The following is an 18,856-nucleotide window of genomic DNA, read 5'->3' on the forward strand; positions in this document are numbered from 1 at the left end:
GAGGCCTACTTCCTGCCGATCTTTTCGCTCGGCCGCGAGGCCGGAGCGCCCCAGGCCGCGAACATGGTCCTGCTCGGCGCGCTGTGCGCGGCCGACCGCCTGCCCTTCGGCCTGTCGCGCCTGGCCGAGACCATCCGCACCAGCATGTCCCCGAAACTACACGATATAAACCTCAAGGCCATCGAATTGGGCGCGCGCGCTTTGCGTCTGTAATGGTTTCTACTTGGCACAGGATTCTGGAGGGACAGTGAGCGACCTGCTGTGTCATAGCGGGAGGCTCTTGCGGTTGGAGCGCTTGGTTCGAGCATTGAGGAAGTGGAGTATAGACGCAGGCGGGACCTGGATTTGTCAGCGCGGGGAGAAAATCCTGGCAGGGCGCTTGTTTCCGGGCATTTGTGCTGCTAGTGTGGGTGGGGCAACGGTGAGGACACGAAGGGGTACAAATCGGCCTGCGGGCGCGCGCTTCGACGAAAAATAGGCATTTATATCAATGCATTGGCTGTCATCCGCCATGTGATGGCGCCGACTCTCATCTTCGGCACCATCTTTTTGCAAGGGCTCCGCGTAACATCGCGGAGCCCTACGCTTTTCTCGTACGGTGATTTCCGCAAGAATACTGAAAATCGCTTTTTCTGCCAGGCAAACGACATTTCAGGGCAAAGCGGTAGGGCAAAAGTGAAATTGGCAAACAAACACGATCTCAAATACGCGTCAAGCGACTTCATTTGTCGAGAATCACAACAAATAGAATGCCAGCTGTCGAATTTTCTGACAAATAATTATGCATAACCTATCAAAAAAACGAGCAAACAACTTTGGAGCGCTAATTGCATATACAAACATAAATTTGTAAAACATAGAGGAGCTAAAATGTATAAATTTCTTGTAGCAATCGCATCACTTCTTATTTTTCCCATCAATGTTCATGCAATAGAAGTAAAAAACTATTATTCACTACACAATTTAGAATCTTTGTTTGTTGAAAATGGCACTGTTCAAAATCTTTCTGTGTATGGACATCAAAACGCAATAAAAATATACGACAATAAGCTTGGAACGTGGGGTATTAATCCAGGAATTGTAATATCGACAGGCAATGCTTTCCATTACTATTCTGGACCAAATCAGAGTCCTGGAAATACAACAGTTTTTGGAACAGCTGGAAGCACATTAATTAGCACTGCTGTCAACGCACCCAGCTACGATGCTGCCGGATTTTCTTTTGATTTTGTTGCGAGCTCAGATTCTGTTAGTTTTAACTTTGTTTTTGGATCAGAAGAGTATCCAGAATTTAAAAACAGCATTTTCAATGACATGTTTGGTGTTTGGCTAACTGGTGCAGATGGACGCAAAAGACAAATTGCCCATGACAAGCTTGGCAATTTAATAAACGTTAATTCAGCGTTTATGGAATACTCAACAGGGACAGAACTTGATGGATGGACTGGAATTTTAAAGACCACTGCAAAAGTTACACCAGGAGGCAAATATAACATTGAATTTGTTATCGCAGATGTTTCTGATTATGAATATGATAGCACTGCCTTTATAAGTAATTTCACTGGATCTGGAAAATACAAGGAGCCAGAAAAAACATACGCCTTCTTGTTTGGTCCCGACTATGGATACAATGGTAGCAAAAGAGACGCTGATGGCTTTTACCATGTAAATACTATATCGAAATTAATAGACGATGCATTTCCGCATGTTGAAACAATCAAAATTTCTACCCAAGGAGAAGGCCTCAGCATATATGACTTTGAAAATGCTTTCAAAAAATATGCTATTGAACCAGATGACAAAATCTTGATTTACTATGTTGGACACGGATACACCGACACCCTGCAAAATGAGAATACATTGACTAAGGAGAATGAGAGACTACGACTTGATACGTACTATGATCACCATAAGATTATCAGCGATGACCAGATGAATCGCTTAATATATGACTATTTTAGACACAATAGCGTAACCATGATTATCGATGCATGCTACTCTGGAGGATTTTGGGGAACCACAACACCACCACCAGGCGAAAGTGGTGACCTCGCTATACTTGGAAATGTTACCTTGCTAGCATCAGCACGAGAAGACGCTACTGCTTTTTTTTCAAGTAAAAATGGGATGACATTGTTTTCATTCGCACTAGAAAATGCACTTACAAAAACTGGAGAATTTATAAATGCAGACACAAGGCAAACTGGAGTAGTGACAATTGACATGATTGCGGATTACATCAACAATTTCATAATAAACAAAAAATACCTTCAGCACATTGATCTTATCGGAGAAGAGGTTTCGTTTTTAGATTTCAATTCAGACATAAATTATTTTAGTATATATGATTTAGACACATATTCAATGGAAGCCGCACTTTTTCTTAGCGAAAAGGATGCTCATAAATTGATTTACTACCCTCATTTTGATTCATTTACGCAAAAAATTTCAGAAACACCTGAGCCATCTTCAATTATATTGATTCTTTTTGGCTCTGCATACATTCTGAAATTACGGCTTAAGATTTAGCGCTCCAGCATAGATTTTGTGTCGACGTTATCAATGCAAAGGATTGCACTTCCAAACTCGGAGTTTTTCAACATGGATTGAAAGAACATTTTTTGGTGCTGCGTTTCGTTCTTTTCTTCCCCTTTCATTCTTTGTCTTGGCCGGACAAGGAGTTGAGCGCCTTCCTGAAACATTGAGCGGAGGACGGACGTTCAATGGACATCCGTGAAAAAAAACGTATATGGTTTCATAATGGACAGAACAATTTGCGTGGTCGATGACGACCAAGTCGTGACTACTTATCTTTCACACTTGTTGCGGAAGGAGTACGAAGTACTTGCGTTCAACGACCCCGAGGAGTTTCTTCGCCATTGCGATGAAGCCCAGTGCTGCGCCGTAGTCATCACGGACTACGATATGCCGACCATGAGTGGCGTGGAGATGCTCCGACGCGCCTCGGCCAAGGCGGATGTCAGGCACAAGATCCTCATGACCGGCTACCGCGATCTCAATATCGCCGTGCAGGCAATCAACGAGGCGCAGGTTGACTATATCCTGCTCAAGCCCTTCGACGAGGCGGGTCTGCTGGACACCCTCACCAATCTCATGAAGCCTCCGAAGACTCCGAATGTCAAGTCGGGCCTTTTGAGCCGCGATGAGATAGAGGCTTTGACCGGCGGTCTTCGCAAGCAATAAGTCAGCGGGATGCCTGAGCCGCCGCGTGTCGCCGTCTTTTGGCCTCGGGTATTGGCCGTCCGCGGCAGGCGGGTCTTACGGCCAATAGCGCTGATCCGGATGACCCGGGAAAGTGCCCTTTCTGAGCAACCCATTACTCCTGAGAAACGTGACGAGAGCATCGACGGAAAGAGGCTCCTCGTTAGCGGAATGATACGTCTTGTCCACCTTGTCGGAGATGAGATTTTCATAGGAATAGTTGATCTGCCGATACATTGAGCGGAAAGCCGGCAGTACAGCGAAGTACTTGTCTAATTCCACTGTCCGCCCCACTTCCTCGTCGCTCATGAGTTCTTCGTACAGTTTCTCGCCGGGCTTCGCTCCGATCATGGCGATCTGGATGTCTGCCGGATCGTAGCCGAACGTCGGAGCAAGAACCGAGATCATGGCCTGAGCCAGATCCTTGATGCGGATGACGGGCATCTTGGTGACGAAGACTTCTCCCCCGCAGGCGATGATCGCGGAGTCGATGACGAGGCGCACGGCCTCCTCGATGCTCATGATGAAGCGCGTCATTCTATCGTCGGTGAGCGTCACCGGCCCGCCTTTTTCGATCTGCTTCTGGAAGATTGGGATGACGGAACCCCTGGATCCAAGGACGTTGCCGAAACGTGTGGATGTGAAAATGGTGTTGTGGCCGGCCCTCATGGTGGAGTTCGCGGCTGTCATGAGCCGTTCGCCCATGAGCTTGGACGTTCCCATGACGTTGGTGGGGTTCACAGCCTTGTCCGAGCTGGTGAAAATGACTCGCCCGACGTTGCATCTTTGTGCAGCGTCTATGACGTTGCGTACGCCGTTGATGTTTGTCTGAACAGCCTCAAGGGGAGAACGCTCGCAAAGAACAACATGCTTGTAGGCAGCAAGATTGAAAACTATGTCGATATCGCGAAATACCTTGGCCATCTTATCCGCATCGCGGACGTCCGCCAGAAAGAAGGATGCTTGCTGGTGCATCGAAAATTGCTGTTCCATGAAGAACAGTTCGCTTTCGTTGTTGTCAAGGCAGACAAGTTCCGCAGGCCGGTAAACCTCAAGCATCTGGCGCACGAGTTCGCTGCCGACCGTTCCGCAGGCCCCGGTGACGGCGATTCTCTTGTCTTGAAAAAAGGATGCGTTCATCGCATGACCCCCATGATGGCTTTGCGCTTCATACCGACGCGGCGCGAACCCCGCCTTCTGAATCCTGGGCGCGGATCCGCACAGCGCGCGGCACGTTTGGCATCCCGGATACGCCGAGGCTGCCGAACCGCCCGGAAGCATTCGCGTACAGCGCGATCAAGGCTCGCACCTCTGCTTCCTCCAGGCCGGGAAACTTTTGTTTTTTGTACGCCTCAAGCCGATCTTGACGTCCCATCAGTCGTGAGACGGCGTGCAGTATGCGTTGGTAACTGCTTCGCGAATGCCACCGAAGCCGCTGACCGACGCGCCAGGAGGAGGGCCCGGCGTCGCGCGCCGCGCGCCAGAGGGCGGAAACGAGAATTTCACAGGAATACTTCCCCTGGTAGCCGCTGACGTAATGCTCAAGCAGCGGTTCTCCCCCCGCAAAAGTGTCTGCACCCTGTACCGCCACGGCAACCGCAGTTTTGAGTTGGTCGAGCGTGAACGCGCTTTCGCTGACCAGGGCGGGTAAAGCGGGCTCGAAATCCTCGGAAACCCTGGGTCTGTAGGCCACGGCCCGTCTTCCGAGAGCGGCCATCTCGACTGCGGTGGTGCAGCTGTTGTGGACGAGGGCGGAGCAGGCCATCAGCCACGGGACGACGTTTCCCTCATGCACCACGGTTACATTCCTGACGCCTTCGACGATCTCGCGCCAGCGATCATGGTTTTCCGAAGGGTGCGGCCTGAGGACGATCGTCCTGTCTGGAAAAAGGGCCGCCAAGGCGGGCACCGCCTCGGCGAATGCCTCGAAACAGCCCTTGATGTGATCGAGCATTCCAGTGAGAAACCGTTCGTGTTCCGGTCCGGTAATACGCCCGTGACCCCGCATCATTTTTTCCAGAAAGAAGCTCTCCCCAAGAAAGTTATTATAGAATCCGAAGTTCGTGTTCACCAAGATGAAATCGCCGAAACGGGAACGGAGCTCACGCACACGGTCCGCAAATACCGCATTGAAGGGTTCTCGCAGAATGTCGAAGCGAGGGTTGCCTGCACGCACGATCTTCGTGGCGAACCGTGGATGGGCTTCGGTAATGATGTTCGAATGCTCGTCGCCCCAAGCGCAGAAGAACGTCAGCCGGTCGAGCAGTTCGGCAGAGACCCGGTCGCGCACGTAGACTGAGGGGTCCAGGGTCACTAATCCCTCTTCGCACCAGGAGACGACCTTGTGGCCAGCCGCACAAAGCTGCTCGACCGCCTCCAGACGCGTCGGTGCAATCCCTTTTTCCAGGTAGAATCCAGGCCGCGCCAAGGGCATATGGGCCATGAGTTCCATCTGTCCGCCAAGCACGACCTCAAAGCCGGCCTCGGCCGCGAAACACGCGAGCAGCGTCTTGGCGTCGAATTCCCGGACTTTGGTTTCCACTGGAATATAGAGGCACGGGCTTGCCATCAGTATGTGATCCGTTTTTGAATGGTGAACGAAAAATCCTTGACGATCTCGACGACCCTGCTGCCTGCCTTGCCGTCGCCATAAATCAGATCCGGCTCGTAGCGGCCGTGCACCACTTGTCGTCTGACCGCATCGACGATGGCCGCGCGGTCGTAACCGACGTCTATCACGTTGTGGCCGCGCTCGCGCCCGCCCTGCCGGATGCCGATATTGACTGCGGGTACACCGAGAAAGGCGGATTCGCGTATGCCCGACGACGAGTTACCGACGATGCAGGCCGCGTTGTTCAAAAGCGGACCGTAGTGCTCGATGGCCAGCCCCTTGAAGAAATGGATGTAGTCTGGCCGCTTGTTTTCCCGGAATTCGCGGATTCCTTTGGAGATGCCGTCCGATCCGGCGTCCATGTTCGGCCAGATCCAGATGGTGGGCATTCTCAATTCCTCGATGGCGGCGACGGTCTGCCTGATATTGTTCAGGTTCTGGGCGTACTCCGTGGTCACCGGATGCTGGATGGCCAAGAGATAGTCACCGCTGAGATCGACCACCTCGCCCACGCCCGTGGTCAACTGCAACTCTTTCATCGGACTGATGTCGGTCAGGTCCAACTGGCAGAGCGCATCGAGGCTTGTCGCGCCGACGGGGAAGATCGTTTCCGGTTCCTCTCCCATCCGCGCTATGCGCTTGGCTGCGTCGCTCGTCGCAGGGAAATGCACATGCGCCAGCTTGGTGATCGCGTGCCGGATGGATTCGTCGATGGAGCCCGAGACCTCGCCACCCTCGATGTGCGCCACAGGGATGTTCATGTAGGCGGCAGTCATGGCGGCAGGGAGGCACTCGAAACGGTCCGCGAGCACCACCACGACGTCCGGCTTGAGATTGTCGAAGGCGGTTGAGAATTCGGAGACCGCCACTCCGGCCGACTTGGCCATGGTCACGGGCGTCTCTCCTTCCACGAGAAAATGAACCATGCGATCTATCCGTATCCCCTGTTGGCGCATGGCGTCGGCAATGGCTCCATATTTCGAAAGCAGCGCGCCGCCGCCTACGACGATCTGGGGTTCGAGTTCGGGATGGTTCGCCATCGCCTTGATGATCGAACTCATCTTGGCGTAATTTCCGCGTGATGTAATTATAAGGCAGATTTTGCGCCTCATGAAAGCTTCTCCATGCAAATGATCGAATCCTTGGGTATATCCTCGCGGGCGCTCCGCCCGAGCACCTCACCGATCTTGCACGGTTCGATCCCGGTTCCGGGCCTCTTTGCGGCCAGCATCGTCTCGTCGATGACCTCGCCGATGCAAATGTCTCTCGCCGCCACCAAGCTCTTGCGAGCCCACACCGCCCCTTCCCGTTCCGAGGCGGTCATGGTTTTCTCTCCAGATCCGAGACCGGCTTCGATCTCCCTTATCTGTGCGACCATGAGGTGCAGGTCGTCCACGCCGCAGGAGACTTTCCAGTCCTGGGCATCGGGTACGTCGTAGTCGAGTGTGATGTGTTTCTCGATCACCCGCGCTCCGAGAGCCGCGGCAGCCAGCGGAAAATGAAAGCCCCTCGTGTGATCCGAGTATCCGCTGACCACATCGAAGTTGTCGCGGATGCTCTGGATTGCGCGTAGGTTGACCTCTCCGGGCGCAACGGGGTAGCGCGTGACGCAATGGAGCACCGCGATTTCCCTGTTGCCGGTTGCGGCCATGGCTCGAAGAGCCTCCCCCACCTGGTCCATGGAGTACATGCCGGTGGAAAGGATGACCGGCTTGCCCTTGGAGGCCACTTCGGCGAGAAAGCCCCAGTTTCCGACCTCGCCCGAACCTATCTTGTAGGCAGGCACGTCCAACTTGGCGAGATAGCCCAGGCTCGGCCTGTCATGGGCTGTGGCGAAAAAGGTGATGCCTCGCGCGTCACAATAAGCCTTGATCTCAGCGAACGCTTCGTAGGGAAGCTCGCGCTTGGAAAGGCGGTTTCTCCACTCTTCGCTTGCTCCAGAAACCAACTCCTCGGTTTTGAATATCTGGAACTTGACTGCATCGGCCTTGGCGTCAACGGCAAGATCGACCAGCCGCTTGGCCTTCTCCAGGCTGCCAAAATGGGCCACACCCGCTTCGGCGATAATGTACGTCGGCTCATCCTGCCCAACAGCTCTTCCGGCAATTGAGAAACGCTGGGCGAACGAAAATTTATGCATCGCGCAGGCCTTCATGGTTTCGGCTTCCTGTTCAAGGTCATCATTTTGTAGCCCAATCCGACGTTCTCCAAAAAGTCCTCGGCCTGTGCCCGCAAAGGGCCAGAGAACAGCTGTTTCAAGGGACCCGCGCCTTCTTCCCCCTTGAGATATGGATCCCGGCCCTCGATATGGTTGATGACTGCATCTATGTCAGGCTGATGGAAGGAGATGGCCAGCGGTTCGAAGCCAGCCATGCGCATCGCGAGCCGTATGGAAGTCGGCGTGAAGTTGTGCGGATGGTTGCGCCCGTCGAAGGTGGCGGCCTTTTCCCGCAGCACCCGACAGGCGAGGCTTGAACCGTTGGGGCAAAACGTCACGAACACACCGCCGGGTTTAAGAATGCGATATATCTCCCGCAGCACGGGCAGCGGCTGTTTGAGATGCTCGATCACCCCCCACAGGGTCACTGCATCGAAGCTGGCTTCCGCAAAGCCGCATTCTTCAAGCAACGCTTTCCGCACGTCAAGCTTCAACGTGTTCACGGCATAATCCACGGCGCGCTCGTTCAACTCCACGCCCATGGTCCTCCACCCGCGTTCCCGGGCTGTATCCAAGAAAATCCCCACGGAACAGCCCACGTCGAGCACTGCGAAAGGAGCTCCGCTTCCGGTCTCCAAGGCCGCCTCGATGGCGTCCATGCCCCGCTGATACTTGGCGCGATCATACTGCTGGTTGGCGTTGGACAGGAGTACATCCATCCAGATGTCGCTGGCGGTTCGTCCTCCCTTGCCGGTTCCCGCTCCCCTGTAAGCCGCCATGAGCGCTTCATGGTTTATTTGCGGATCGGCATAGATATGGCGGCATTCAGGATTTCTGCAATCCTTGAAAACGAAGCCTTGTTTACGGAAGAGCACTTCATGCTCTGAAGCGTCGCAGATGGGGCAGGCGGCCACGGGCTCGGCAAATTCGGGCCGAATGGCTCCGTCATCGCCGACGAGCCGCTTAATTTCGGCGTTATGGGCGGCGAAAAACTCGTCCCGCCTGGTAGCCCGCACGAACTCGTACGTATCCTCAACGTTGTTAATTGTGATGGCGGCCTTTCTCATCTTCCTTTCCCGAACGCAGCTATGCTCACTTTTCCGGTTTGCAGATACCATTCAGCCACATCCAGATCCTCGGGAGTGTCCACGTCCAGGGCGTAGGCACGAGGGATTTCGAAGGGGAGAGAGGGTGCGGCGAAACAGGTGTCCCCGTCCTTGAGCGCTTCCGTGCGCGTGACCACGATATTGCCGAAGGTGTAGAATTTAGGCTTGGTCTGTTTATTGTAACATTCGCGCCGCTCGTCTTCGAACCGGAAACGAACCTCACCGTCCACGATATGTCTCTGATTGTAAGCATGAAAATTGTGCGGCATGGCGGCAACGGTCTGTGCGGATCGCGCTTCGGGATTCTTTTTCAGCAGTTCTACGCATCCGTCGATGTGCTCGGGCAGGAGAAACGGCGATGTGACTTGCAGCAAGGCCACGGCATCGGGCCGGTATCCCTGATCATCGAGGCGCGCGATCAATTCCTTGAGCACCGCGATGATATGCGTATCGTCGTCGGCCAGCTCCAAGGGGCGCTCGACCACCTCCAATCCGAGACCGGCGCAGACGCAGGCAATGCGCTGGTCCTCGGTGGAACACAGGATGCGGCCGATGGACGACGCCCGTCTGGCCGCCTCATGAACGTAGGCGAGCATCGGGTGTCCGCCGAGTTCGACCACGTTCTTGTAGGGAATGGACTTGGAGCCCCCTCTCGCCGGAATCAGGCCGAGTACTTCCATGCTGGCTTCCTTGGGCATCAACGGACCGGCAGCCCCAGTGCCTCGATCATCTTCAGCACAGTGTATTCCTGCGTCAGATGCCAGGCGTCGCGGGTCGAGCCGCCGATATGCGGGGTGATGATCAGGTTGTCGTGGGATTTGGCATAGCGCACAAGCGGGTGTTCACCCGCCCGCGCCGAGAAATCGGGGACGAACTCGCCGTCAAGAACGTCCGTGGCCGCTCCGCCCAAATATCCGGACTCAAGCGCGGCAAGCAGGGCCGCTTCGTCCACGAGTTCGCCTCGCGAGGTGTTCACAAACCACGAACCGCGCGGCAAGGCCGCAAACACGTCCTGGCCGATCATGCGCTCGGTTTCGGGTTCGTGCGGCACGTGGAGAGTGAGGACGTCGGATACGGCGGCCAGATCGACGAGCGATTCGACACGTTCGTAATCGTCATTCTCGACGAACGGGTCGTTATAGCGGACTGTCATGCCGAATGCCTTGCCGTAGTGGGCCACTTTTCGTCCCAGCCTGCCAAGTCCGATCACGCCCAGGCGCATGCGAGAAAGCATTGCTTGGCCGCCAAAGGGCCAACGCTCCCATCTTCCGGCGAGGACGGATTGCGCGGCCGGGAGCATCTTGCGGGTCAAGGCGATGATCAATCCGAACGTCAGTTCTGAGGTGGGCGTGATTGTGTCAAGGAAGTCCTGGTGATCCTTGAGCGTGACGACGGCGATACCTCGTGAGCGCGCATACTCCACATCGATGTGTGGATGCCCGGTCGTGTTCGAGCCGATAACTTTTAGCCCCGGAGCGGCGTTGATCTTATCCCGGCCGCACCGGTGCCCGAGAGGGGCGAGAATTGCCTCGGCCCGCGCCAGTAACTCGGGCGTGTCCTCCCGAGGATCAGCGATTTCCACGACCTCAAAATTGCGCGCCAGCAATTCCCGGTTTTCCTGCGTGTAATTCAGGCTGGCGTAGTATATGAGAAGGGGTTTCTTCATTCCGTTCTGCCTGGGTTTCGGTGCGTTCACGGCGATCTATATGGGGTAGCCCAGGTCCATCAGCGGCAGCGAGAACTCGTCGGCCAACCACCGATTTGGCTCGCGGTAGAGGTCTGATATTTTCGCCGAAAGGGTAGAAGGCCAGTCCAGCGAGATGTTCCTCGATAGCTTAGCCTTGAGCCTCTTCTTGGCGGTTTGAGGGAGCAGGGCGGATGCGACCCCGCGCAGACGCAACAGAAGCGGGGATCCCTTGAGGGCGATATCGATCCCACTCGGGCGCGTTTGTCTCGGCGCCTGCTGGGTCATGAGCCTAACGGAAGTCTCTTCGTCGATACCGATGAAACGCGACAACTTGGTCAGGAAAAACGTAGGGTCAGCCTTGAGTTGCTCGAAGGGGAGAACCAGCAGTTCATCCTTTGCATAATGCTTCAGGTACGACTTGAGAAGGGCTTTGTAATGGACACGCCCCAAGGGGTTGTGCACCCTGACGTGCATGTATTTTTGATACGCTTCCTTGCCGAAATCGCGATCGACGTGAAAGCGCATCCATGCGGCCTGGAGATATTCTTCGAATGTACAATACGGATATTTTACTGGCGCACCTTTCAAATATTGAACATACATCGATTCCAGACAATTGATCTGCTCGCGGACGATGAGGATGATGCGGGAGTCCGGGAACATGGCCTTCAGCCTCCGAGCCTTGACCGCCCGGTCTGCGTCGTGGTCCGACGACAGGCGTTCGTGTGAGATCACCGTGGGTTTGTCGGAATCGAGAAGGTGCCCACAAGGCTTTATCCGAGCCAAAACATCCTCGAACATTACCTCATCGCAGGCGATAATTGTTTTTAACAAGGCCCTGAAATCTTCATTCTGGTATGGCTTGCCGAGATGGTTTACCCCGGGGTGTTGCGCAAACAGATTCCTCTGTAGGGATGTCGTGGCCGTTTTGGGGAGACCGATATGTACGAACGTGGACATAGACGACGTCACCTCGATTTTTTCTTCTATCCGCGTAGCAATGCGTCCAGGCTCTCACGGACGCGCGCTCCTGCCAAGCCGTCGGTGTTGCCCACGTAATAGTCGAGCACTTCCAATTCGCGTTCGCTGAACCCCTGGTGCAAACGGGTTTCAGGGGCGGAGCGGACATGGCGAAGCAGCATCTCGCCCAACTCATCCACCGAAGCAGCTACTTCGGCGACCCCATCGAGGTCGAGGCAGTAGTCCTTGATGCGCTGGTCCGCCGCTTCGTCGAAGGCGAACGTGACCACGGGTTTTTTCAGGGCGATGGCCTCGATCAAGGCCGTGGAGTTGATGCCACAGGCGACTGAGCAGCGGACCAGCAGATCCATGGGATCACCGCTGGATACGACGGTCAGGTTCGGGGGGAACTGCTGCCCGGCGAGACATTCGCGCAGTACGTTGTCCGAGTCCGCGTTCCCTTTTGCCTTGATGACGAAATCTACATCACCGTGCTCACGAGCCAGATCGACAAATCTCCGGTGCACATTGCGCACGAGGTTGGGCATATTCAGTTGTTCAAGGTCGCTGCTCAGCTTTTCGAACCCGATGCATTTTCTACCTGTGGATGGCAATCCAGATTTAGAGTTGAAACTGAAAAGCAATGCCAAAGGCCTTGCCCTGGAAATCCTGTCTTTTTTTTCCAGCACGCGCCGGGCCAGGTGCAGCGCATCGAGGCGAGGCATGCCGACCACTTCAATCTGATCAGGCCTCACGCATCCGGAACCGACCTGAATGTCGCGCTCCGCGTTGTTGTACACCAGTGATTTAGCCCCCTGAAAAGCGTTTTTCCTAGTTCTATAGACGTCCTCATAGAATTTCTTCAGCAAATCTGTTTTGAGGCACTCTTTGTGGATTGCGATAAAAGGAATGCCAAGTTCGCTGCAAGCGCCAGCTAGCTCTTGTTCAGCGGCATAACTGAAATTCCCAGAGAACACTGCGTCGATCCGCGTTTCACCGACAAGCGAAGGAAGGATTCTCTTCCACAGTTTCCTCAACGCATCCTTTCTCGTGTTAATTGCTTCATCTTCGACCTTGTAGTTGTTGTCGTCGATGGTGATGGGCAACAGCTTCTCGAATACAGCCTTTACCAGGCGCCTGTCCAAGGCGTAGAGGCCGTAGGCCGAACTTTGCCCGAAGCAGGCCATGATGTCCTCTGTATGGCCCGCTTTGGGCAGAAAGAGGACGTTCGCCTTTTTCCGCGTGCCCGAGGGTTGCACCACCCTAATCTGTCGCTTCAGTTCTCGAGCAATGGCGGCGTGATCGTAATCGGCGTCGAGCTTGGAAATCCTTTTCGACGAGATTTCGGTGCGGAAGCTCTGGAGTCGATACGCAATGTAGGCCTGTGCCCGTCGCAAAAAAATGTTCATGACATGCTTTTCGTGTTTTGTTTCATGTAGACGCGGTGGATTTCCCTGCCGAGATTGCGAACGTTTTCCTCCCGAGGTACGGAACTCATCTGCGAGTATATCTTGTCCACGTACCCGTCCACGGTGCGGTTCTGCACCGCCTTGGCGAAAAGGCGTACCCGCCGCCGATCGACCGTCGCGCCCTGAGCGATGCGCCCCAGTGCCTCGATCACTTCTGCACGGGAACGGACGGCGAAAACACCCTCGCATCCCCGATACCACGAATGGCCAAAAAGCAGGGCTGGCGTCTCGCGGACAACGCTTTCCCAGCCCACGGTTCCCGACACGGTCGCAGTTGCTTTGGCCGCGTCGATGAGATCAAAGGACGTGTAGGTCAGCGGAACTAGGCGAACATTGGGGAACTCGGCCAGTCGTTCGTAGAACGAGGGGTCGCGAGCCCTCTCCGGCTTTTGGTGCATGCGGAACATGGAGTTGTGCTCCTTGATCACGATTTCCCAGCCTTCAGGAACGCATTCCGCAAGAAGCCGGACCATGAGCTCCTGGTGCCCATAAAAGCCTCCGCACGGGCAACACTGACGTTCCGGATCGCATTGCAGGGCCACGAACACGAACGGCTTTTGGAAATCCGGTTCGCTCGTCAACCGGTCGTATGCCTGCTGCAATCCATGCCGAAGCACGCGGTCCATGCCGTCCCGAAAATCCTTCTTCAGGTTTTCACGGGCTCGGCCGCGCAGCAGGTTTGCCGCGGCATCCCGTAGAACCTTTCCGTAAAGTCGTGTTCTCGAACTCAACACGCCACCTTTCTTCATCCGTCCGAACTTGAGTCTCTGGTGAAAAGGCATGGCCCCCGAGTAATCTTGCTTCAGGCGCTGAAGCTGTGCATCGAAGGATTCGCAAAGTTCCACGTCGCTATCTTTGTCCTCAGCTTGAAGCCGCCGGTACTCCTCGATGATCTCGGTGCACGGCTTGTCGAAGCGCGGGGCGGCCAGAACCCGGCATGGAAAACCCGTGCGGATGAAATTGACAGTGGGGATGCGGAGGTACGTGCAGATCGCGAAGATCGCCCAATCGTAGCCCATGTGCGGCTCCGTCGGAAATACAACGACATCGGGCTTTAATTCTTCAAAAACGCCCAGCCAGTGGGCAAGTTGGGCATGCCAGGAGTGAATGCGCCTGTGGTAATTCAGGGAACCTCTGGAATTGAATCGATCGAGCATCTTCAGATAGATTGATTCGAAAACAGCCAAGGCTTCAAGCGTCGGCTGGTCCGGCGTGCGGACCGGATAGCGCCTGCATTCCGTCGACCCACCACCTCTGACAGCTTCTTTGTTGTCCAGAAAAACTGCATTCGGAAACAACGACCTCACGCGATCCCGGGTGGCAGGATTGCCGACGAAATAGGCGGGTTCCCAATCGTGGTGATCGTGCATGAATGCGGCCACATCAATCCAGTAATCCTGTCCCGCCTGCGTAAAAATGGCTTTTACGCCCATTGACTCTTCCTTTGTCAGTCTGCCAGGCCAAGCGCTCGCCGCACGGCCTGCGCCAGGGAACCAGCATCCAGTCCCACCGCCGAGAGAACCTCGTCGTTCCTGCCGCAGGGCGGCGTCCCGGTCAGCCCCAGGCGCAGCAGCGGCGTGGACAGGCCTGCATCGGCCATGGCCGCCGCGATCGTCTCGCCCTGCCCGCCCTCGATGTAGTGGTTGTCCACGGTGATCAGCGCGCGCACATCGGCAAGCATATCGGCAAGCCAGCGCGGATCGACCCGGTTCAGCCAAGGCAGGTTTGCCACCCGCAGCGACACTCCTTCACGCGCCAGCAGTTCAGCAGCGCGGCAGGCCTGCTCCAGCATTACGGGGCCGTAGGAAATGAGCACTGCGTCGTTGCCCTCGCGCAGCACGCAGCCGCGGCCAGTTTCCGGCACATAACCCGCAGGCAGTTCAAATCCGATTTCGCAAGGCAAAATGCACATGCGCAGATACGCGGGGCCGTCGTGGCGTGCCAGGAAATGCTCAAGCAGTCCAGGTACTTCGGCTTCGCAGCACGGCTCCGCCTGGAGCATGCCGGGAACTCCCTTGAGTATGGCGATGTCACGCACGGACTGGTGCGAATGTCCAGGGCCTCCCGGCACAACCCCAGCGAGGTTGCCCATGTAGACGATCTTGGTTTTTTCCGTGGCGTTGTTGTATATCTGCTCGTTCGGACGGGGACCGAGGAAGCATGCAAAGGAATGGCAGACAGGCAGGTAACCCCGCAAAGCCAAGCCGCCCGCCTGAGAAACCATGTCCTGCTCGGCGATGCCGCATTCGATGAACCGCTCCGGCAACTCGCGCTCGAAATCCACCAGTCCGCAGTCCAGGCGCAGGTCGGCGTCTAGGGCCACGATGCGTCTGTCGCGGCGGGCTGCATCGAGAAGTGCCCTGCCATAAGCCGGTACGAGTCGTTCGATTCGCCCGGCCGGAGTCGCAACCATCTCGCGAGCGACCCAAGCCACTTCCAGGGGGGCAACTCCCGCAACGCGCAAGACGTCGTCAATGCGCTCCCGAAGCTCGGCCAGCCCCTCGTCCACCAATTCAGCGGTGGGGCAGCCGCTGTGGAACCGGTAGTAGCGCTCGTCGTCCGGCATGGTCGTGTGCTCGAAACGGCGCACTCCCTTGCCCTTGATAGTGTCGGCGATCACCGCTCCGGGCCTCTCGGCTGCGGTCACCTCGCGTAACGCCTTTGCCAGGGCCGGAATGTCGTGACCGTCCACACGTCTCACTTCCCATCCGAAAGCCTGGAACTTGGCTTCGAGATCACCTAGGTCGGAGGTCTCGGCCACGGTGACGTCGGATTGAAACTTGTTGTGGTCAACGATCACCGTGATCTCGGGAAATCCTTGGTTGACGGCCCCTGGAAGGGATTCCCAAAATTGGCCTTCCTGCAACTCACCGTCGCCTGTGAGTACGAAAATGCGGCATGGCTTGCCGTCCATGCGGGCAGCTCGTGCCAGCCCCTTGGCTTTGGAGACTCCCATGCCAAGCGAGCCCGTATTGGTGACGATACCGGGCGTATCCACGTCTGGATGACCGGGCAGGCCGCCGAGTCTGCGCAAGGAATGAATGTTCTCGAATTCCAGGACGCCCTGCGCGAGGAGCAGTGAGTAGAGGGCCGGGGCGTCGTGTCCTTTCGAGGAGAAGGCGATGTCGTTCGCGTTCATCTCGAAGAGGTGCAGCCAGGTGAGTATGTCCAGACAGGAGAAGCTCGTGCCTATATGTCCCGAACCAGCCTTGGCTATCATGTACAGGCAGTTGAGACGGCACATGTCCGCGAAAAGCAAGGCCTTGTCGGCAGCGTTCAAGTCAAGTGAACGCACGCGGTCGAATTCGGCCTTGGGAATATAAAACAAATCCGCCATGTCGTGTTCCTATGCGTAATCGTCGTCGAGTTGGATGTAGATATCTTTGAGTTCGCTGTAGATATCCAAGGCCTCGGTACCCGGCTCACGTGTGCCGTTTCCACTGGCCTTGCGACCGCCGAAGGGCATGTGCGGCTCGGAGCCATAGGTTCCGGCGTTGATCACCGCGACGCCCGTCGCCACCTCGTGTGCAAAATGCAGCGCCCGGTCCACGTTTCGGGTATGGATGCAGGCGGTGAGGCCGTAGGGGGAATCGTTCGCCATGGCGAGAGCCTCCCGGTATCCTGCCGCCCGGTACAGGCAGCAGATGGGCCCGAAAAGCTCCTGACGCGAGATGGGATGGCCGGTTCCGATCTCCTCGATGATCGTGGGCTGTAGGTAATAGCCCCCTGCGCGGGCCTCGTCGCCTAGTCGGTTGCCCCCCGCGAGCACCACTCCCCCGTCCCGCCTTGCCTCGTCCAGGGCCGAAAGCATGTTGCGCAACTGCCGTTCGTTGATCACGGGGCCAAGATCGTCATCGTCGGTGTTGCCGACCCTGAGTTTGCCGGCTGCGGCAACGAACCTGTCGCGGAAGGAACCGTAGACCGAATCGAAAACGATGACGCGGCTACCCGAGGCGCACCGTTGTCCGGCGTTGGAGAAAGCCGAAAGGCAGGCCCACCTGACGGCTTTGTCCAGATCGGCGTCGTCGCAGACCACCAGCGCGTTCTTGCCGCCCAGTTCAAGTGAGACCCTAGCCAGTCGTTCGCCCGCGATCCTGGAAAGCTTTCTGCCCACTGCGGTGGAGCCGGTAAAACTCACCACGCCGACATCTGGATGCTCGACCAACGGTTGTCCTGCTTCCGGCCCGAGCCCCTGGATGATGTTGAGCACGCCGTCCGGCAGCCCCGCTTCCTTGGCGATACGCCCCATGAGCCAAGCTGTGGCCGGGGTGTCTTCCGGGGCCTTGAGCACCGCGGCGTTGCCGCAGATCATGGCCGGGAATATCTTCCAGGCCACGTTGGCGATGGGCGTGTTGGCGGCGACGATCAATCCGGCCACGCCTACAGGCTGGCGCACCGTCATGGCCTTCTTGCCAGGCGCGCCGCTGGTACATGTTTTGCCGTAAAGGCGTTGCCCCTCTCCGGCAAAGAAGAGACCGCACTGGATGGCTCCGTCCGTCTCCCCCAGGGCTTCCTTCGGAGCCTTGCCCGTTTCGGCGGCTACGACCGCCGCGATCTCCTTGCGCCGCTCCTTCATGCGTGCGACCATTTCGTGCAGGATCATTCCGCGCCGCACGGCCGGAATGGCCGCCCAGGCCGGTTGCGCCTGTCTGGAAACATCAACGGCTTTGGCAACATCCTCGCTGCCCGATCTGGCCAGGCGGCACAGCACGGAGCCGTCGTGGGGATTTCGTTTCTCGACGCTCTCGCCGCGCTCGGGACCGGTTTCCCGGCCACCGATCCAATTGGGTATGATTTCAGGAAGTTCGTTCAGCATCCGTTTCCTCCTGCAGGCTACCAGGCGGTGAAGCCGCCATCCATAACGAGCTCGGCCCCGGTCATGTAGGCGGACGCCTCGCTCATGAGAAAGACGATGGCGCCATTGTATTCCGTCTCTTCCGCCATCCTGCCCAAAGGAACTTTGGCGTTGTAACCTTCCAAGAACGCTTCGTCCTGGTTGTTGAAGACGCCGCCGAACACGCAGGTGTTGACCCTGACGCCCCGCGCGCCCCAGTAGGTGGCCAGATAGCGCGTCAGGTTCAGCAGCGAGGACTTGGAGGCAGAGTAGGCCACGGGCTTGAAAAACATCTCACCGCGTTTTCTGCGGTATTCGTAAATGCGTTGGTCCGGGGAAACGACCCCATAGATGGACGAGACGTTGGCGATGGAGCCGCGCCCGGCCTTGGCCATGGCGCCGCCAAAGACTTGGCAGGCCAGGAACGCTCCGGTCGCGTTGACTTCCATGACCTTATTCCAAGACGCCAGGGGGTAGTCCTCGAAGGGACCGTTCTCTGCCGCGCTTGCCCCCGGAGGAGCGTCCAGGGCCGCGTTGTTGACCAGTCCGAAGGGCACGCCGAAGCGTTCAGTGATCGTTTCGAGCGCCTGTTCAAGACTTTTTCTGTCCGCGATGTCCGCACGCACATAGAGAAGCCGGTGCTTCGCGTCCGCATGGGCATCGAAAGCCTCGCCAGGCCCAGACGCCAGATCGAGCGCGGCCACGTTTGCCCCGTGGGCAAGCAGAGCGCCCGTGAACTGGCGACCGAGTTGTCCGAGTCCGCCGGTGATGACGATGGTCTTTCCGTTGAGATCGAATGATTGGAGCAT

16 protein-coding genes are annotated in these 18,856 nt (G+C 56.5%); 3 read left to right on the forward strand and 13 right to left on the reverse strand.

Annotated features, from left to right (window positions below; all coding sequences use genetic code 11):
* The 3 genes from DSAT_RS01295 to DSAT_RS01300 all read left to right on the forward strand — a co-directional run.
* Positions 1-213: 2-oxoacid:acceptor oxidoreductase family protein (locus tag DSAT_RS01295; RefSeq protein WP_020885769.1), on the forward strand; the 213-nt coding region annotated here is incomplete at its 5' end.
* 657 nt (positions 214-870) lie between these two features.
* Entirely contained in the window at positions 871-2,529 is a 1,659-nt protein-coding gene (locus DSAT_RS15280; protein ID WP_020885770.1) for a choice-of-anchor L domain-containing protein, read from the forward strand.
* Between the two features lie 231 nt (positions 2,530-2,760).
* Complete coding sequence (locus DSAT_RS01300) at positions 2,761-3,204, forward strand: response regulator (protein ID WP_020885771.1); 444 nt, start codon at positions 2,761-2,763, stop codon at positions 3,202-3,204.
* A gap of 75 nt (positions 3,205-3,279) precedes the next feature.
* On the opposite strand, the gene DSAT_RS01305 is transcribed toward DSAT_RS01300, so the two are convergent.
* From DSAT_RS01305 to DSAT_RS01365, 13 genes are all read right to left on the reverse strand, one after another.
* Complete coding sequence (locus tag DSAT_RS01305; RefSeq protein WP_020885772.1) at positions 3,280-4,362, reverse strand: SDR family NAD(P)-dependent oxidoreductase; 1,083 nt, start codon at positions 4,360-4,362, stop codon at positions 3,280-3,282.
* 28 nt (positions 4,363-4,390) lie between these two features.
* A complete protein-coding gene (locus tag DSAT_RS01310) occupies positions 4,391-5,791 on the reverse strand; it encodes a surface carbohydrate biosynthesis protein (protein ID WP_020885773.1) in 1,401 nt (466 codons plus the stop codon).
* Positions 5,791-6,945: a UDP-N-acetylglucosamine 2-epimerase gene (gene neuC / locus DSAT_RS01315; RefSeq protein WP_020885774.1), complete on the reverse strand. Its 1,155-nt coding sequence runs from the start codon at positions 6,943-6,945 to the stop codon at positions 5,791-5,793. The genes DSAT_RS01310 and neuC overlap by 1 nt, the downstream gene beginning before the upstream one ends.
* Entirely contained in the window at positions 6,942-7,883 is a 942-nt protein-coding gene (locus DSAT_RS01320; RefSeq protein WP_201764130.1) for an N-acetylneuraminate synthase family protein, read from the reverse strand. The genes neuC and DSAT_RS01320 overlap by 4 nt, the downstream gene beginning before the upstream one ends.
* Positions 7,884-7,984: 101 nt before the next feature.
* A complete protein-coding gene (locus tag DSAT_RS01325; RefSeq protein ID WP_020885776.1) occupies positions 7,985-9,058 on the reverse strand; it encodes a class I SAM-dependent methyltransferase in 1,074 nt (357 codons plus the stop codon).
* Positions 9,055-9,777, reverse strand: coding sequence for an acylneuraminate cytidylyltransferase family protein (locus DSAT_RS01330; protein WP_152490191.1), 723 nt, complete (start codon positions 9,775-9,777; stop codon positions 9,055-9,057). The genes DSAT_RS01325 and DSAT_RS01330 overlap by 4 nt, the downstream gene beginning before the upstream one ends.
* Before the next feature lie 17 nt (positions 9,778-9,794).
* Positions 9,795-10,763 carry a 2-hydroxyacid dehydrogenase gene (locus tag DSAT_RS01335; protein WP_020885778.1) on the reverse strand — a complete coding sequence of 323 codons (969 nt, stop codon included), beginning with the start codon at positions 10,761-10,763 and terminating at the stop codon, positions 9,795-9,797.
* 36 nt (positions 10,764-10,799) lie between these two features.
* Positions 10,800-11,744: a sulfotransferase gene (locus DSAT_RS01340; RefSeq protein WP_040370549.1), complete on the reverse strand. Its 945-nt coding sequence runs from the start codon at positions 11,742-11,744 to the stop codon at positions 10,800-10,802.
* Positions 11,745-11,770: 26 nt separating this feature from the next.
* Positions 11,771-13,153, reverse strand: a complete 1,383-nt coding sequence (locus DSAT_RS01345; protein WP_020885780.1) for a hypothetical protein — start codon at positions 13,151-13,153, stop codon at positions 11,771-11,773.
* Complete coding sequence (locus DSAT_RS01350) at positions 13,150-14,646, reverse strand: capsular polysaccharide export protein, LipB/KpsS family (RefSeq protein WP_020885781.1); 1,497 nt, start codon at positions 14,644-14,646, stop codon at positions 13,150-13,152. The genes DSAT_RS01345 and DSAT_RS01350 overlap by 4 nt, the downstream gene beginning before the upstream one ends.
* Before the next feature lie 14 nt (positions 14,647-14,660).
* On the reverse strand, positions 14,661-16,550 hold the full coding sequence (locus DSAT_RS01355) for a thiamine pyrophosphate-binding protein (protein WP_020885782.1): 1,890 nt from the start codon (positions 16,548-16,550) through the stop codon (positions 14,661-14,663).
* A 9-nt stretch (positions 16,551-16,559) separates the two neighbouring features.
* Entirely contained in the window at positions 16,560-18,029 is a 1,470-nt protein-coding gene (locus tag DSAT_RS01360) for an aldehyde dehydrogenase family protein (RefSeq protein ID WP_020885783.1), read from the reverse strand.
* A gap of 17 nt (positions 18,030-18,046) precedes the next feature.
* Positions 18,047-18,856, reverse strand: coding sequence for an SDR family oxidoreductase (locus DSAT_RS01365; RefSeq protein WP_020885784.1), 810 nt, complete (start codon positions 18,854-18,856; stop codon positions 18,047-18,049).

This window comes from Alkalidesulfovibrio alkalitolerans DSM 16529 (assembly GCF_000422245.1).
GTDB lineage: Bacteria > Desulfobacterota > Desulfovibrionia > Desulfovibrionales > Desulfovibrionaceae > Alkalidesulfovibrio > Alkalidesulfovibrio alkalitolerans.

Excerpts from the sequence above, each read along its gene's own strand:
- DSAT_RS15280 (WP_020885770.1), top strand. The coding sequence starts at position 871 with ATGTATAAATTTCTTGTAGCAATCGCATCACTTCTTATTTTTCCCATC.
- DSAT_RS01300 (WP_020885771.1), top strand. The coding sequence starts at position 2,761 with ATGGACAGAACAATTTGCGTGGTCGATGACGACCAAGTCGTGACTACT.
- DSAT_RS01305 (WP_020885772.1), bottom strand. The coding sequence starts at position 4,362 with ATGAACGCATCCTTTTTTCAAGACAAGAGAATCGCCGTCACCGGGGCC.
- DSAT_RS01310 (WP_020885773.1), bottom strand. The coding sequence starts at position 5,791 with ATGGCAAGCCCGTGCCTCTATATTCCAGTGGAAACCAAAGTCCGGGAA.
- neuC (WP_020885774.1), bottom strand. The coding sequence starts at position 6,945 with ATGAGGCGCAAAATCTGCCTTATAATTACATCACGCGGAAATTACGCC.
- DSAT_RS01325 (WP_020885776.1), bottom strand. The coding sequence starts at position 9,058 with ATGAGAAAGGCCGCCATCACAATTAACAACGTTGAGGATACGTACGAG.
- DSAT_RS01330 (WP_152490191.1), bottom strand. The coding sequence starts at position 9,777 with ATGGAAGTACTCGGCCTGATTCCGGCGAGAGGGGGCTCCAAGTCCATT.
- DSAT_RS01335 (WP_020885778.1), bottom strand. The coding sequence starts at position 10,763 with ATGAAGAAACCCCTTCTCATATACTACGCCAGCCTGAATTACACGCAG.
- DSAT_RS01340 (WP_040370549.1), bottom strand. The coding sequence starts at position 11,744 with ATGTCCACGTTCGTACATATCGGTCTCCCCAAAACGGCCACGACATCC.
- DSAT_RS01345 (WP_020885780.1), bottom strand. The coding sequence starts at position 13,153 with ATGAACATTTTTTTGCGACGGGCACAGGCCTACATTGCGTATCGACTC.
- DSAT_RS01350 (WP_020885781.1), bottom strand. The coding sequence starts at position 14,646 with ATGGGCGTAAAAGCCATTTTTACGCAGGCGGGACAGGATTACTGGATT.
- DSAT_RS01355 (WP_020885782.1), bottom strand. The coding sequence starts at position 16,550 with ATGGCGGATTTGTTTTATATTCCCAAGGCCGAATTCGACCGCGTGCGT.
- DSAT_RS01360 (WP_020885783.1), bottom strand. The coding sequence starts at position 18,029 with ATGCTGAACGAACTTCCTGAAATCATACCCAATTGGATCGGTGGCCGG.
- DSAT_RS01365 (WP_020885784.1), bottom strand. The coding sequence starts at position 18,856 with ATGCTCCAATCATTCGATCTCAACGGAAAGACCATCGTCATCACCGGC.